Source organism: Pseudomonas sp. AC083 (assembly GCF_979253165.1).
In genome coordinates, this window is the sequence record NZ_CEEDDH010000001.1 from 668,281 (window position 1) to 683,967 (window position 15,687).

Annotated in this window: 15 protein-coding genes; 14 read left to right on the top strand and 1 reads right to left on the bottom strand. The window is 59.7% G+C overall.

The features are described from left to right. Positions 1-19: 19 nt before the first annotated feature. From AC0IXA_RS02845 to AC0IXA_RS02865, 5 genes are all read left to right on the top strand, one after another. Entirely contained in the window at positions 20-2,050 is a 2,031-nt protein-coding gene (locus AC0IXA_RS02845; RefSeq protein WP_471811555.1) for a type VI secretion system Vgr family protein, read from the top strand. Continuing rightward, the gene (locus AC0IXA_RS02850; RefSeq protein WP_471811557.1) at positions 2,047-2,985 is read left to right on the top strand and encodes a hypothetical protein; all 939 of its coding nucleotides are present in this window, start codon (positions 2,047-2,049) and stop codon (positions 2,983-2,985) included. Before AC0IXA_RS02845 ends, AC0IXA_RS02850 begins: the two co-directional genes overlap by 4 nt. Beyond that, positions 2,982-6,248 (top strand): T6SS effector BTH_I2691 family protein, encoded by a 3,267-nt coding sequence (locus tag AC0IXA_RS02855; protein ID WP_471811558.1) that lies wholly within the window; start codon positions 2,982-2,984, stop codon positions 6,246-6,248. Before AC0IXA_RS02850 ends, AC0IXA_RS02855 begins: the two co-directional genes overlap by 4 nt. Positions 6,249-6,606: 358 nt before the next feature. After that, positions 6,607-7,071 (top strand): DUF6708 domain-containing protein, encoded by a 465-nt coding sequence (locus tag AC0IXA_RS02860; protein ID WP_471811560.1) that lies wholly within the window; start codon positions 6,607-6,609, stop codon positions 7,069-7,071. A gap of 101 nt (positions 7,072-7,172) precedes the next feature. Then, the gene (locus AC0IXA_RS02865) at positions 7,173-7,874 is read left to right on the top strand and encodes a DUF6708 domain-containing protein (protein WP_471811632.1); all 702 of its coding nucleotides are present in this window, start codon (positions 7,173-7,175) and stop codon (positions 7,872-7,874) included. 92 nt (positions 7,875-7,966) lie between these two features. Here AC0IXA_RS02865 and AC0IXA_RS02870 read toward each other — a convergent pair whose 3' ends face one another. Next, positions 7,967-8,860, bottom strand: coding sequence for a LysR family transcriptional regulator (locus tag AC0IXA_RS02870; protein WP_471811562.1), 894 nt, complete (start codon positions 8,858-8,860; stop codon positions 7,967-7,969). A 115-nt stretch (positions 8,861-8,975) separates the two neighbouring features. Here AC0IXA_RS02870 and AC0IXA_RS02875 point away from each other — a divergent pair, with 115 nt between their 5' ends. From AC0IXA_RS02875 to AC0IXA_RS02915, 9 genes are all read left to right on the top strand, one after another. Next, on the top strand, positions 8,976-9,374 hold the full coding sequence (locus AC0IXA_RS02875) for a RidA family protein (RefSeq protein ID WP_186569717.1): 399 nt from the start codon (positions 8,976-8,978) through the stop codon (positions 9,372-9,374). A gap of 157 nt (positions 9,375-9,531) precedes the next feature. Then, on the top strand, positions 9,532-10,395 hold the full coding sequence (locus tag AC0IXA_RS02880) for a putative selenate ABC transporter substrate-binding protein (RefSeq protein WP_123442322.1): 864 nt from the start codon (positions 9,532-9,534) through the stop codon (positions 10,393-10,395). After that, a complete protein-coding gene (locus AC0IXA_RS02885) occupies positions 10,392-11,189 on the top strand; it encodes a phosphonate ABC transporter ATP-binding protein (RefSeq protein ID WP_471811564.1) in 798 nt (265 codons plus the stop codon). The genes AC0IXA_RS02880 and AC0IXA_RS02885 overlap by 4 nt, the downstream gene beginning before the upstream one ends. Further along, complete coding sequence (locus tag AC0IXA_RS02890) at positions 11,183-12,010, top strand: PhnE/PtxC family ABC transporter permease (protein ID WP_471811566.1); 828 nt, start codon at positions 11,183-11,185, stop codon at positions 12,008-12,010. Before AC0IXA_RS02885 ends, AC0IXA_RS02890 begins: the two co-directional genes overlap by 7 nt. Beyond that, complete coding sequence (gene phnE / locus AC0IXA_RS02895; protein ID WP_280037623.1) at positions 12,007-12,774, top strand: phosphonate ABC transporter, permease protein PhnE; 768 nt, start codon at positions 12,007-12,009, stop codon at positions 12,772-12,774. Before AC0IXA_RS02890 ends, phnE begins: the two co-directional genes overlap by 4 nt. 178 nt (positions 12,775-12,952) lie before the next feature. Further along, positions 12,953-14,632: an MFS transporter gene (locus AC0IXA_RS02900; RefSeq protein ID WP_122506773.1), complete on the top strand. Its 1,680-nt coding sequence runs from the start codon at positions 12,953-12,955 to the stop codon at positions 14,630-14,632. Between the two features lie 106 nt (positions 14,633-14,738). After that, complete coding sequence (locus AC0IXA_RS02905) at positions 14,739-14,957, top strand: hypothetical protein (protein ID WP_471811568.1); 219 nt, start codon at positions 14,739-14,741, stop codon at positions 14,955-14,957. A gap of 230 nt (positions 14,958-15,187) precedes the next feature. Then, positions 15,188-15,382 carry a type II toxin-antitoxin system RelB family antitoxin gene (relB, locus tag AC0IXA_RS02910; RefSeq protein ID WP_471811570.1) on the top strand — a complete coding sequence of 65 codons (195 nt, stop codon included), beginning with the start codon at positions 15,188-15,190 and terminating at the stop codon, positions 15,380-15,382. 37 nt (positions 15,383-15,419) lie between these two features. Then, positions 15,420-15,641, top strand: a complete 222-nt coding sequence (locus AC0IXA_RS02915) for a type II toxin-antitoxin system RelE/ParE family toxin (RefSeq protein ID WP_471811634.1) — start codon at positions 15,420-15,422, stop codon at positions 15,639-15,641. Positions 15,642-15,687: the final 46 nt, after the last annotated feature.

The window sequence follows — 15,687 nt, forward strand, 5'->3', positions numbered from 1 at the left end:
CACCCGACAAGGAGGCCCCATGCCCCGCCAAAGCGACCTGCGTTTCACCTTTGAGCCCTTGAAGGGCGATCCGTTCGAGGTGGTCTCGTTCACCCTCGAGGAAAGCCTGTCCCAGCCATTCAAACTCACTCTGGAACTGGCCAGCCACAACGCCGCCATCGACTTCAACCGCGTACTCGACCTCGCGGGGCTGTTCACCATCTGGCGCGGCGAAACCGCGGTGCGCTACGTCCACGGTCTGGTCAGCCTGTTCACGCAGGGCGACACCGGTTTTCGTCGCACCCGCTACAGCGCCGTGATCGAACCGACCCTGAAGCGTTTCGATCTGCGCTCCAACTGGCGCATCTTCCAGGCCCAGACCGTGCCCGACATCATTACCAGCGTGTTGGCCGAGCAGAAGATGACCGACATCCGCAGCGAGATCTGCTTCAACCACCAACCCCGCGAATACTGCGTACAGGCCGGCGAAACCGACCTCGATTTCATCGCCCGCCTCGCTGCCGAGGAAGGCTTGCTCTACACCTTCGAACACCGCACCGACGGCCACACCCTGATCCTGACCGACCGCGTCGGCGGACTCGGCACGATCGGCACCCATAAAGACTGCCCGGTGCTCTACCAACCGATGGCCGGCGGCGATTCCATCGAACCGGCACTGACCCGCTTCCACTACACCGAACAAGTGCGCACCGCACGCCAGGTGCAGCGCGACTACACCTTCACCCACCCGCGCTACAACCAACAGCACACCGCGACCGGTGATCAGGACCTGAACAACCAGCACAAGGATTACGAACGCTACGACTATCCGGGCCGTTACAAACGCGATATCGCCGGCAAGCCCTTCACCAAGACCCGGCTGACTGCGCTACGCAACGACGCCAAACTCGCGCATCTGGAAGGTGATGACGCCCGCCTGCAACCGGGGCTTGCGTTCGACCTCAACGATCATCCCCGTGAGGATTTCAACGACCGTTGGCGCACCATCGCCGTTCAGCATCAAGGCAAACAGCACAGCAGCCTCGAAGAGGAATCGTTCGGCAGCGACCGAGGCACGTCTTATGAGATGCACGCCAGCGCAATCCGCTGGACCTCCGACTGGAAATCCCCGCTACGTGACAAACCCTGCATTGACGGCCCACAGATCGCCAGCGTGGTCGGCCCGCCGGGCGAAGAGATCTATTGCGATGAATGGGGCCGGGGCAAGGTGCAGTTCCCGTGGGACCGTTCGGATAAAAACAACGACCAGAGCTCATGCTGGATTCGTGTGGCACAAGGTTGGGCCGGGGCGACCTGGGGTGCGATGGCGATACCACGAGTCGGGCAGGAACTGATCATCAGCTATCTCGACGGCGACCCCGACCAGCCAATTGCGACCGGGCGTGCATATCGGCAAACCAACCTGCCGCCGTATGAATTACCGAAACACAAAACCCGCATGACCATCAAAAGCCGCACTCACAAAGGGGCAGGTTTCAATGAGCTGCGGTTTGAGGATGAGTTGGGGCAGCAGGAGGTGTTTATTCATGCGGAGAGGGACAAGAACGTTCATGTCAAAAACGACAATAGGGTCTTTGTTGGCAATGATCGTAAAGAAGAGATTGGGAACGATGAGCATGTTGTGATCGGTAATGATCAAATTCACGCCATAGGCCAGAATCGCAATCTGGACGTCGGCCGTGACTATAAGGTTTTCATTGGACGCGATCGGTGGGATGCCGTGGGCAATGACCGATACGAGTCCACATGCGCCAACCGCTATATCGAAGTTGGCGGTGATAGCGAGCACACCATCAAGGGGTTGCATAGCATTCAGGCAGGTCAGGGGTTTAAGTGCGCTACGACCGTTTATAGCTTGCAGGCCAGTGAGAAAGTCGTCTTCAAAGGCCCAGGGGGCAGTATCACTCTCGATGCTCAAGGCATTCACCTCAACGGCTTAGCCATCACAATCCAAGGGCCAGTGTCGGCAACGGCGTCGGGCGGCGGGCAACCTTTTTCTCTGCAACTGGAGCCCGAGGCGGGACACACTTGCGTGGAGAAAATAAAATGACTCCAACTATTATCCAGGCCTTCGCGAAGGAGCAGCACGCCGCCAATGCGTCGTTGTATCTGTTGCTTGATCCATTGGCGGACTGCGCCGAAGACGACCCATTGCATATCGACGCTCTGTGCCAATCATTAGGCAGCGATGCAGTAACTAAACTGCGCCGCCCAGATTTGGCCCATACACCGCAAGCATGCCCGGTGCTGGTGACTCTAGCCGCGGCTGGTGCCGAACCCTCAGGGTACTTATTGTCGTTGTCGGCACTGCGTGCCAAAGAAGATGAACGTCGCTCAAGACGCTATGTATGTGGATGGCTCAGCAGTGCCGCAAAAGCCACGACGGTCAGCAGTCACCTGATAAAACTCGGTTATCTACCAATCTCGGTGGGCACAAAATTCTTTCCGGTGTATGAGCCGTTACGCCTGGAATTGCTGGTCGCAACGTTGAAAGTTGGGGAGACAGGAAACTGGTGGCCGATCCATCAGTGGCTCGTCCCCACAAGCAGTGGCGCCAGCAGTCGCTTGATTGGCCAGCCGGACACGAGCGTTGAATTCTCGGCATTCACCAGCTCAATACAACAGGATGCCCCACTGGTGTCCTCACTGCTCGGCGCTTGGCGTCGCGCTGTCAGCCTTCCGCTTGCTTACGCCCCTGCTCGCTGGCAAGGCCCTACTTTGCTCCCTCCTCAAGCCGCTGCTCAGGCATATAAACAGATACGTGACGCTCGCCATTTGGGGCTGAAAAACCATCACGACATTGTGGCCTTGGCATTACACCGTCTGATGCTGCATTCGAGCCTCCATACACACACAGATATAGGCCTGGTCATAGAGCGGGCAATCGAGAATGGCACCTCACTCGCAAAACTTTTTGCCGAATTGAATGACCAGTCCTGGCAAAGGATCGTGTCGGATTTGACCTTTGCAGGAGCACATCAATGACCCTGAGTTCGCAGCTTGAGATTACCGTAGTAGAAACATGCCTTCCTTCGGACCAATGCAACGCCTGCAACCGGCAAGGATTACCAATCCTCCCGCTGCGAAAGGCTCTGGTACCGCGAGCTAGCGAAGACACCGGTGCGATGTCCAATTCGCGCATGGGCCTGCGTACATTACGCGCGGGCTATTTGTACGTACTACTTGATCAGCAGACCTGGCAAGCCTATCAAGTAACCCCCGATGGTTATCTACGTCAGTTCAATCCCGACGCACCTCCCGAGGCCAATGAGACTCCATTGTGCGATGCCTGTACCTCGGCGGGCCACGACGCTCCAGCGTCCTTTCTCAACATCGATATCCGTAAGTACACCCATGCGTGGCTGGCCTTTGCCAGTGATCCGTGGCCTCGCAGCGTTCTCGACGCTTATAAAAACAGCGCTGCTTCGGGACGCTTCCGAAAACTCGACCTGCGAACTGCTCTGGACGCCCCCGACGGCGTAGAGAACGCGTTGCTGATGACAGCGACGGAGCCTCGCGTGGATCAGCAAGTTCATGAATACCAGCGTCATCAGGCTGTCGGAGACCTGGATAAGGTCCATGGGTTTCACAGCCGCGTAACACGGTTGGGTGCACTAAAGAATTACTTGCGCCAAACGATTGACCAGCAAGGGTTGCAGCAAGGTGTACTCGCTCTGGTGCTGGACGACACGGTGGGCCTGATTCAACAGTACAACTACTTGCGTAACGGCTGGATTGAGGCGCGTCAGCGATACATTGAAGACCCGATGAGGACCTACAAGCGCCAAACGTCAGATCTGCTACTGGCGATTCGCCAAATGCACCCGATCTGGGCCGACCAGCAGACCGCCTCATTTGCTCCCATGACGGGCGATGCGGCCCCGACCTTTGGCGACCCGGAGGTGGAGCGTCGACGCGCCATCGAAGAAAAAGTCCGGAAATACAATGCGTCACTGGAAAAGCGCTACAGCGAAGCTGATCGCGCCTCGTTTGAAGAAGACTATCAGCGCGAGTTGGCAAACTACCAACACTACATCGATTGGTGCGGCAGGCAATACGCAGAGCTCTGCCATGGCGCGCCGTTCAAGCACATTGAGGAGCATGACTATGATGGCGCTGATTTCACGTCAGGAGTGGCCTACAGTCTGACCATGACGATGTGCCTGCGCGGCGGCATCAGCGAAGCACCGCTCGTCAACCAAAACAGCGCCAATGAAAAAGCGCCTTTTACGGATAAAGACCCGACAGCGAAGCTTTGGCTCGAGTGGCTGAAAAATCCGCAGAGCCCGGTCTATCGCGCGATATTGAGGCGGGACGAATCGCTGCTGGCGGGCTTGTTACCCAGTTTCAGCGTGACCGGCGACGCCGACTGGAACGACAGTGAAAAGCTTTACTCGGCAGTGTCCAAGGCGCTGACCAGCGATGAATTCAACCGCTATGTCCAGCCGCGTATCCAGACCGCCATGGCCCAACTCCTCGGCGCACTCAACGCCGCCAGCGCACGACTCCAACCGAGACTCGGGCCCGGCGTCAGTCGTGTAGTTTCTCGACTCAACAGTGCAAGCCAGCTGTTGTACAACGGCGTCCACCTCACCGAACTCAAGATTCAAATGAAGTTCAGCGAGTACTACGCGTTGCTGTCCGAATACTTGCGCAAGGCGCAAAGTCGGGCGTCCGAAGCTATCCGTTTGGGCGAAAAAAGCGCACAAGCCAACGTGGACAAGGTGAACCACAAGTTCCAAAAGGTGCAAAGGAAAGTCGTCCCGCTGATCAGGACAGGGCTTCTCAGCATGGCCGTGCTGGATCCCAAAGTGGCTAATCAACTGATCACCCTGACGGTTTGGGTGGAGGGCGAAGCCGACAATCTGCGACGCGACCTGATGCGCAATACCGAGCAAGGCGTTGGCCGCGCGGGAGCCAGCGCCCAGCATTTACTGCAGGAAGCAGCGGTAGGCGTTGGCAGCCTGGACCCGAAGGCCCGGGCGACGTTACGCGGGCTCATGGTGTCAACAACGGTAGCAGCCAACTGGGTGCGTGCGGGGTTCACTGGGCTACGGGGAGTTGCCGGCAGCGGTCAGCTGTTGCTGGCGTTGGGCGGGTTTTATCTGCTCAACGACTCCATGAAGAAAAACTTTGAAGAAGCCGAGCGAGCGCTGGGCGACAAGGCTCCTGAAGCCAGACTGGCGCTGTATGGCGCGACGCTGGGGGTACTGGCTGCCGGCATGGAAGTGATAGGGATCGCACTTGAAGCAGGCGCGGGGAGAATTCAGCATGCGGCAGGCTTGCCTGCTCGGGTGACAGCTTCCGCCAAGGCTACATATCGGGCTGGCCAGATAATTGCCAGAGCGGGAGCCGTGATTGGAGCTGTGACCGGTTTGTTTGATGCGACGCAGGCTGGGATGGCGGCTAGTAGAACTTGGAAGCAAGGAGATAAATCAGCAGCAGGAGGATATGCATTATCGGGAGTTTTGTATGCGCTCGCAGCTGGCGCAGGCATCTTTGCCGCATCAACGACATCACTCGCTCTTATGGGGCCGTTAGGCGTTGCGATAGTCCTAGGCATCGTAGCGTTTTCCCTACAAAAGTGGGCTCAACGGCAGGAATCCACACCACTGGAAACATGGGCCAGGCGCTGCATCTTCGGTTACGCCGACGAAACGCCAAAGATTCACTGGAATCAGCCCGAACACGCCTCGATTGCCGTCGCCGAACTCAACGCAGCAACTTTTGGCGTCGAAGCCGATGTTCGCTTTCGTCTGCGTTTGATCGCCGGCGAGAGCCACCACCGGGGCGGTTCGACCGGCGGCGCAGGCACCCTCGCTCAGGAAGAGAGGCTGGAATATCGCCTGGTATTACCCTGCTTTCATCCGGAACATTCGAATTATCAATGGACCCTGCGCCTCCTGCGCGAGGGCGACAATCCATACACTGAGGGTATCGGCGAAGTAGCCGCGAGCGGCAACCTGATTGCTCCTCCCGCGCCATTGACAGCGAACGGCACGACCGAACCCGCCCAAAAAATACATTATCAGGCGGAGGCCGGCACGCCGACCGTCAAAACTCGCAGCGCCATGTCACCCAACAACAGCGCCCTACAGGTCTTGGACATTTCGGGCGCCCTCGTATTCAAGTCTTTGGAACGTTCCCAACGAGTCGAAGGGGCAATCCTGTCGTTGACCTACTGGCCAGATCGCACCGTCACCGAAGGCTATGCAGCACTGACTCTTACAACGTACTCCAACCTTTAATCTTTCCAGAGTTCACTTGATGTTTTTCACCAAACCTTTACTCGATCCCCCCGCCCCAGGCTGGAAGCGCGATTTGCCAATGCCGGATCTGCCCCCAAGTACCGATCCTTATCCGCCAGTGCTACCCCATCCACCCAATTATCTGGATTCCGTTTACCTGGAGTTGCCACGCTCGGCATACAGGAAGCGCGGCCTTTGCGCATGCGTCGCAGTGGTCTTAATCCTTCTCGCCATTTTTTCACTACTCATTGGAGGTGCGTATATCTTGGCAACGGCCAGTTTTCTGCCCTTAGTCCCGAGCCTAGGAATGCTCCTGAGCTCTATCTCCGGTTTTTGGTTAGGTATCTATGCTTGGCGCATGACTGTGCAAGCCCCCCTCGACGAACCCATCCGCTTCAACCGCTTGCGCCGCAAAGTCTATGTCTATCGGTACCATCACGATGGCTTACGCCCATTCAGCCGAACTGCCTGGGGTGTGCGTACGGAGGTATACGACTGGAATGATCTGCGTGCCGAGGCGAGCAGCGTATATGGCCCCATGGGCACTGGCGGCCTGATCGAGTCGGTGAGCATCGCCGTGGTGAAAGCCGGCACCTGTCAGGTGCTCGAGCGTTTCCATTTCGCCCACGGCACCATGCAGGGCGAAATGTACTGGGCCATGGCCCAACTGTTCATGCAGCAAGGCCCGCAAGCCCTGCCCACCTTCCCCAGACCACCGCGCGACTGGAACAACGAAGACGCGCGCTTCAACCTCGCCCGCCGCCTCGCCCCGAAAGTGCAATGGCCCGCCGACATTGACCTGCAATCAAGGACGGCTCCGTAATGTCGTACACCGAACCGTTACTTGACCCACCAGCGCCTGCCTGGAAACGCGATCTGCCAAAGCCGGATCAAACTCCTAGCAACCTCCCATATCCACCCGTGATGCCAAGTCCGCCTAATCATGCGGATGCCATTTACCTTGAACTACCACGCTCGGCACTGAGAATACGAGGGCTAGGCGCCTGGTTGGGGATAGCTATTCTAGGTTTGTCCTTTCTCCTGCTTACAACTCCCCTAATCCTCCCTCCTGCACCATGGGAATCTGTTGATTGGGGCTTCATTCTAGTCTGCCTCGGTTTATCCATTGTCCTGTTTTGGTTCGGTATTCATGTCTGGCGAATGGACGTAGAAGCCCCCCGCGACGAACCCATCCGCTTCAACCGCCTGCGCCGCAAAGTCTACGTCTATCGCTTCCACCACGACGGGCTACGCCCATTCAGCCGAACTGCCTGGGGCGTGCGTGCCGAGGTTTACGACTGGGATGATCTGCGCGCCGAGGTGAGTAGCGTATATGGCCCCATGGGCACCGGCGGCCTGATCGAGTCGGTGAGCATCGCCGTGGTGAAACCCGGCACTTGTCAGGTGCTCGAACGCTTCCATTTCGCCCACGGCACCATGCAGGGTGAAATGTACTGGGCCATGGCCCAACTGTTCATGCAGCAAGGCCCGCAAGCCCTGCCCACCTTCCCCAGACCACCGCGCGACTGGAACAACGAAGACGTGCGCTTCAACCTCGCCCGCCGCCTCGCCCCGAAAGTGCAATGGCCCGCCGACATTGACCTGCAATCAAGGACGGCTCCGTAATCGTCTTTACGTCTCTTATGCTCAATCACTCGAAAAAGCCGGAGGTCGGTTGGCTTGTGGCGCGCACCCGCAATAGCTGCATCACTACTCTGTTACGCCATCAGCCCCACCACCCAATCAATGAACACCCGCAATTTCAAACTGACATGCCGGTTCGGCGGGTACGCCAGATAAAGCGGCATCGACTCAAGCTGCCAGCCTTCAAACAACTGCACCAACTCGCCCCGCGCCACATGCGCGTCAGACATATACGTCGGCAACCACAGCACCCCCATGCCCGCCAGCCCCGCCGCCAGATAAGCATTGCCGTCATCCACCGCAAGCACATGCCGGCCCTTGATCTGCAGGCGCTCGGTGCCATTGTGCAACGTGTACGGAAGAGGTTTACCAGTGCGAGCCCAGAGGAAAGCGACGACGCGGTGATGGGAGTCTTGCAGTTCCAGTGGGTGCTCAGGCGTCCCTTCGCGATCCAGATAAGCCGGCGCGGCGAAAACACCCAAGGGCAGATCTGCTAGCTTGCGCGCCATCAACGATTGATCGAGCAGCTCGCCGCCGCGCACCACGCAATCGACGTTCTCATCGATGATGTCGACGATGCGGTCGCTAACGCCCATGTCGATCTGGATGTCCGGGTAGCGCGCGTGAAAATCCGGCAAGGCTGGCACCAGAATATGCCGCGCGAACGGGCTCGGCACGTCGATGCGCAAGCGCCCGCGCGGCCGTGCGGCGGCACCGGGCAGGCTGGTTTCGGCGTCGTCCATGTCGGCCAACAGCTTGATCACCCGCTCGTAATACGCCGCGCCATCAGCGGTGACGTTGACCTTGCGTGTGGTGCGGTTGAGCAGCTTGACCCGCAGCCGCGCCTCCAGTTGCTGCACCAGTTGCGTCACCGTGGTCTTGCTCATGTGCAAGGTTTCGGCAGCCTTGGTGAAACTGCCCGCCTCGACCACCCGGGCAAAGGCCTGCATCGCATCGAACCGGTCCATCCGCGCCCCTCGATTGTTTGGGATTTGCAAACAGTGAACGCCAAGCTTGCGCGTTTATCCGCGCACTGCAAATACCTAAAGTCGTTTCCATCAACCCACTGATGGAGTCAGCCCCATGTCCAAGCGCGATGTAGTGTTCCCACCTGCCCGCCACGCCCTATATGAACGTCACCGTTACTCGCCGGCGATTCGCTCCAACGGTTTCCTGTTTGTCTCCGGACAAGTCGGCAGTCGCGAGGACGGTTCCCCGGAGGCGGATTTGCCCGGCCAGGTACGCACCGCCTTCAACAACCTCAACGCGATCCTCGCTGCGGCCGGTTGCAGCTTCGATGATGCGGTGGATGTCACCGTGTTCATGGTCGATCCGCACTCGACGTTCGAAACGATCTGGACTGTGGTGCCGGAGTTTTGGGGCGAAGCGCCGTTTCCGACCATCACCGCTGTCGGCGTGACCTGGCTGGCGGGTTTCGATTTCGAGATCAAGGTGATTGCCAGACTGCCCGAAGCGGCTTGACCGGAACGGCACACAAACAGACACAACGCGCCGGCACGGAGGCTGGCCAATCTCCTCGCGAATGCGTATAACCTCGCCGTTTCGTCTACCCTGACGTGGCGCGCCGTTGACTACCGGTGGCCCTTCGAATGTTGACGCTTACGAAACGGAGAATTCTATGTTCAAGCGTACCCTCGCCCTCACCGCCGGTCTGGCGCTGTCCTTTTCTGCCCTGATGACGCAAGCCGCTGATGTGTTGCGCGTCAGCGCGATTCCCGACGAAGCCCCGACCGAGCTGCTGCGCAAGTTCGAACCGCTGGGCGCCTATCTTGAACAGCAGTTGGGCATGAAGGTGCAGTTTGTGCCTGTCGCCGACTATCCAGCCGTGGTTGAAGCGCTGGCCACCGATCGCCTCGACATGGCCTGGCTCGGCGGTTTCACTTTTGTGCAGGCACGTTTGAAGACCGACGCCACCACCCCAGTGATCCCGCTGGTGCAGCGCGAGCAGGACGCGCAGTTCACCAGCAAATTCATCACCGCCGACCCGAACGTGAAAAGCCTCGCCGACCTCAAGGGCAAAACCTTCGCCTTCGGTTCGGTGTCGTCCACCTCGGGCAGCCTGATGCCGCGTTACTTCATGCTGAAAAACGACGGCATCAAACCTGAGGGCTTCTTCAGCCGCGTCGCCTACTCCGGCGCGCATGACGCCACCGTTGCCTGGGTGCAGGCCGGCAAGGTCGACGCCGGGGTGTTGAACGCCAGCGTCTGGCAAAAACTGGTCGACGCCGGCAAGGTCGACACCAACAAGGTCAAGGTCTTTGCCACCACGCCGACCTACTTCGATTACAACTGGACCGTGCGCGGCACCCTTGATCCGAAGCTGGCCGCGAAGATCAAGCAAGCCTTCCTCGACCTCGACCCGGCCAATCCTGAGCAGAAGAAAATCCTCGATCTGCAGGCCGCCAGTCGTTTCATCGAGACCAAGCCCGAGAACTACAAGGGCATCGAGGAAGCCGCCCGCGCCGCCGAACTGCTGAAATGACCCTACGCCTCACCCAAGGCAGCCTGCGCCATGCCAATGGCGTCGATGCCCTTCGTAACATCGACGTGCAGATTGGTGCCGGCGAACAGGTAGCGATCATCGGCCCGTCCGGCGCGGGCAAGTCGAGCCTGCTCAATCTGCTGGCGACTGCGCTCAAGCCCAGCAGCGGCGAGATCGAAGTGCTCGGCGAACGCGCCTGGCACATGTCGGCGCACCAGCGGCAGCGCCTGCGTGCGCGCATCGGCCTGGTGCATCAGGCGCCGCCGATTCCGCCGCGTCAGCGGGTGATTACGGCGGTGCTGGCCGGCAAGCTCGGTCAGTGGAGTCTGGGCAAAAGTCTGCTGAACCTGCTGCATCCACTGGATGTGGCGGGCGCTCGCGCGGCGTTGGCGCGACTGGATCTGGGCGACAAACTGTTCGCCCATTGCCAGCAGTTGTCCGGCGGGCAATTGCAGCGCGTCGGCATTGCGCGGGTGCTGTATCAGGCGCCGGAAATATTGCTTGCCGACGAGCCGGTTTCAGCAATGGACCCGGTCCTCGCCGGCCACACGCTGTCGATCCTGTCGCGCCATGCTCGCGAGCACAACGTCACGCTGGTGGCGAGCCTGCACGCGGTGGATCTGGCGCTGGCGCACTTTCCACGGATCATCGGCCTGCGCGACGGGCAGATTCTTTTCGACTGTTCTTCTGATGAAGTCAGCCGCGACAAGCTCGATGCGCTGTACGCCAATGAACAACTGCAATCGCCAGCGCCAGCGGTCGCGCCTCTGATTGTGCAGATTCCGCGATGCTGAAGGCCGATTCACGGGACCCGGCGGCGTGGCCGCGATTGTTGCTGACGCTGCTGGCGCTGGCCCTGCTGTGGCCGGGCATTCAGCTCAGCGAACTCGACCTGGGCGTGCTGTTTCAGGCCGACAGCCAGAACGAAATGGGCCGTTTCGTTTCGGCGTTCTGGCCACCGGCGCATGATCAAGCGTTCCTGCAACTGCTGCTCAAAGCCACCCTGCAAACCCTGGCGATTGCCACAGCGGGCATGGCCCTGGCCCTGCTGCTGGCGGTACCGGCAAGCCTGATCGCCAGTCGCGCGCTGTCGCTCTCTGCGGCGTCACGGGCCGGCGTGCCGAGCCTGCCCGGGCGTTTGCTGCGCTGGCCGGTGCGCGGCTTGCTGATCTTTCTGCGCAGCGTGCCGGAAATCGTCTGGGCGCTGTTGTTTGTGCGCGCGGTCGGCCTCGGCCCGGCGGCGGGCGTGCTAGCCATCGCCATTACCTACAGCGGCATGCTCGGCAAGGTCTACGCAGAAATTTTCGAATCCACCGACCAACGCCCTGCGCACGCATTGTTGCAGGCCGGCAGCGGTCGACTGGCGGCGTTTGCCTACGGCACGCTGCCGAATGTCGCCGCCGAATTGCTCTCCTACACCGTCTACCGCTGGGAGTGCGCGATCCGTGCCTCGGTGGTGATGGGCTTTGTCGGAGCCGGTGGCCTGGGGCAACAGATCGACCTGTCGATCCGCATGTTCGCCGGCGGTGAAGTCGCCAGCATGTTGCTGACGTTCCTGCTGCTGGTGCTGTGCGCCGATCAACTCAGCCGCTTGCTGCGCTGGAGGCTGACATGAGGCGCCTGATCAACCTGCTGCTGATCGTCGTGATCGCATTTGCGGTGTTCGCTTCCTTCGCTTATCTGGAACTGGATCTCGCCGAACTCGGCAGCGCCAATAGCCTCAAGCAGATGGGCAGTTATGTGCAGCGTTTCCTCAGTCCCGACTTGAGCGCCGGGTATCTGAAAGCCATCGCCCACGGTTCGCTGGAAACTCTCGCTATGTCAGCCCTCGGCACCGTGCTCGCGGCGCTGTTCGGCATCGTCCTCGCGCTGCCCGCTGCCGGGCGTTTCGGCTGGCCGCTGCAAAGCGCGGCGCGTCTGCTGCTCAACGGCTTGCGGGCGATTCCGGAGCTGGTCTGGGCGGCGCTGATGGTGCTCGCCGCCGGTCTCGGGCCGAACGCCGGCACCCTCGCCCTCGCTCTGCACACCACCGGCGTACTCGGTCGGCTGTTCGCCGAAGCGCTGGAAAACACCCCGCCGCAACCCGCCGAGGCGATTCGCTTGCAGGGCGGCAATCCGCTTCTCGCGTTCTGCTACGGCACCCTGCCGAACCTCGCCCCGCAACTGCTCGCCTACTGCCTGTATCGCTGGGAAAACAACATCCGTATGGCCAGCGTGCTCGGTTTCGTCGGCGCCGGCGGCCTGGGGCAGATGCTGTATGTCAGCCTCAGCCTGTTCCAGGAAGCCCAGGCCAGTACGGTGATTCTGGCGATGCTGTTGCTGGTGTTTCTGGTCGATTGGTTGAGCGCCTGGAGCCGGCAGCGTTGGGTCAAAGCGTAGGCCGAGTGGATATCTGGCAAAAGCTGATTATGCTTCAGGAAACCTTGCAGCCCTGCGAGGCGGTCAGACTGTGCAAGCTTCACGCTAGAGCAACGGCGGCAGATGCCAACGGGCCAGAGTGCGACAGGCAGTAACGGGGGACTCCGGCCTACAACAATAAGCACGACGGAGAACACCCATGGCCACAATCGACACAGCATCCACCGGCACGCCACCGCGCAGCGGCGGCATCACCAAGGAGGAGCGCAAGGTTATCTTCGCCTCCTCGCTGGGCACGGTTTTCGAGTGGTACGACTTTTACCTCTACGGCTCACTGGCGGCGATCATCGCCAAGCACTTCTTCGCCGGCGTCAACGAAACCACCGCATTCATCTTTGCCCTGCTGGCCTTCGCCGCGGGGTTTGCGGTGCGGCCGTTCGGCGCCATCGTCTTCGGACGCCTGGGTGACATGATCGGGCGCAAGCACACGTTTCTGATCACCATCGTGATCATGGGCGTGTCGACGGCAATCGTCGGTCTCCTGCCCGGCTACGCCACCATTGGCGTCGCCGCCCCGGTGATTCTGATCACCCTGCGTCTGCTCCAAGGTCTGGCGCTGGGCGGTGAATACGGCGGCGCGGCAACCTACGTAGCGGAGCACGCGCCACGCAACCGCCGTGGCTTTTTCACTTCGTGGATTCAAACCACCGCTACCCTCGGTCTGTTCATGTCGCTGCTGGTGATTCTCGCCTGCCGCACGGCGCTGGGTAACGAGGCGTTCGAAGCTTGGGGCTGGCGGATTCCGTTTCTGCTGTCGATCATTCTGCTGGCCGTGTCGGTGTACATTCGCCTGCAACTGAGCGAGTCGCCGGTATTTCAGAAAATGAAGGATGAAGGCAAGGCCTCGAAAGCGCCGCTGACCGAATCCTTTGCACGCTGGGACAACCTCAAAGTGGTGATCATGTCGCTGCTGGGCGGCACCGCCGGGCAAGCAGTGGTCTGGTACACCGGGCAGTTCTATGCGCTGTTCTTCTTGTTGCAAACACTGAAGATCGACGCGCAGACCGCCAACCTGCTGATCGCCGGATCGCTGCTGATCGGCACACCGTTCTTCGTGATTTTCGGCAGCCTGTCCGATCGCATCGGGCGCAAACCGATCATCATGGCTGGCTGCATCCTGGCGGCGCTGACCTACTTCCCGATCTTTACTGCGCTGACCCAGTACGGCAACCCGGACGTGTTCGTCGCTCAGGAGAAAAACCCAGTCAAGGTGATCGCCAGCCCCGAGCAGTGCTCGTTCCAGTTCGATCCGGTGGGCAAGGCCAGATTCACCAGCTCCTGCGACCTGGCGAAAACCCTGCTGGCGAAACGCGCGATCCCGTACGAGAACGTCGCCGCAGAACCGAACACCGTCGCGCAGGTGCGCATCGGTGATCGCGTCATCGAGAGTTTCGAAGGCAGCGCCCTCACCGCCGCCGACTTCAAGGCCCGCAACGACGCCTTCACCGCCAACCTCGGCGCGGCGTTGAAAGACGCCGGTTATCCGGAAAAAGCCGATCCGGCGAAAATCAATTACCCGATGATGCTGCTCCTGCTCACCGTGCTGGTGATCTACGTGACCATGGTTTATGGCCCGATCGCCGCGTGGCTGGTCGAACTGTTCCCGACGCGCATCCGCTACACCTCGATGTCGCTGCCCTACCACATCGGCAACGGCTGGTTCGGCGGCTTCCTGCCGACCGTGGCGTTCGCCATGGTCGCCGCCACCGGTGACATCTACTACGGGCTCTGGTACCCGATTGTCATTGCTGTGGCGACGGCGATACTCGGCACGTTCTTCCTGCCGGAAACCAAGGATCGCGACATTCTGAAAGACTGAAAAAGCCGCAGCGCCCTCTCCTGCGGGAGAGGGCCTTGGCCCGAAAAATTTCGAACGTCTGCCGCCGCGCTGTCTCCAATGTGTACACCCACAGGAGGCCAGCGCCATGAACCCCAACGACGGCAAAACCCCCAACGCCCCACCCACCGATGCCAGCGGCAAACCGGTGAACGTGGTCGAGCGCGATCTGCAGGACCGCGACGGCAAAACCGAAGGCGTAGACAAAGTCATCACGCCGTCTTCCACTCGGGTCAAAGAGCAGGAAGCGGAAGAGCTGCAGCGCAAAGTCGACGAGATCGAGCGTAAGGTTGCAGACGGTAACTGACTGCAGCGTGGCTGTGGCCGCGGCTTTGAGCGGCGGCTGTCAGCCCGATGACCAAAAGCTGATTTCCTACAGAATTGAACTACACAGCTGATCGACTTCACGTGCATCACAAGCGAAGCGTCTGACAGATTTGCCTCGTCTGTTTGCGGATGATGTCTCCCTCGTCCCGCCAGTGACGACAACGAGCCCACATCCCCTTAGACTGCTTCACATTGATCATGGAGGTCATGATGAGCGCTGAACTTTCACTTATCGTTTCAGACTTCGAAACCGAAGAAGAGGCTGCGGATTACGATCTTTGGTATCGCGCCAAGGTACAAGCCGCACTTGATGATCCACGTCCGCCTATCCCCCACGATGAGGCAATGGTGCTGCTAGGTCAGATGCTGGAAGAGAGACGCAATAATCGACGCACTGCCGGTTAGCTGGAGTAAACCGGCTCTTGGAGATCTGGCTGACATCATCGAATACGTAGAACAACGCAACACTGTCGCTTCAGTTGCACTGCACCAAAAGCTCAGCGCCGCAGCGCGAAGGCTTTCCTGGATACCGCATGGTTTCCGCTCCGGCCGAATACCGGGCACTCGCGAAATGGTCATTAACTCGAATTATTTACCGGTCTATCGGGTGACAGACCACATTAAAATTCTGACCGTGTTGCACGCCCGTAAAAAATATCCATAACCACTCATAAAAAAAGGCGGCCAACCGGCCGCCCAAACGTACTGCA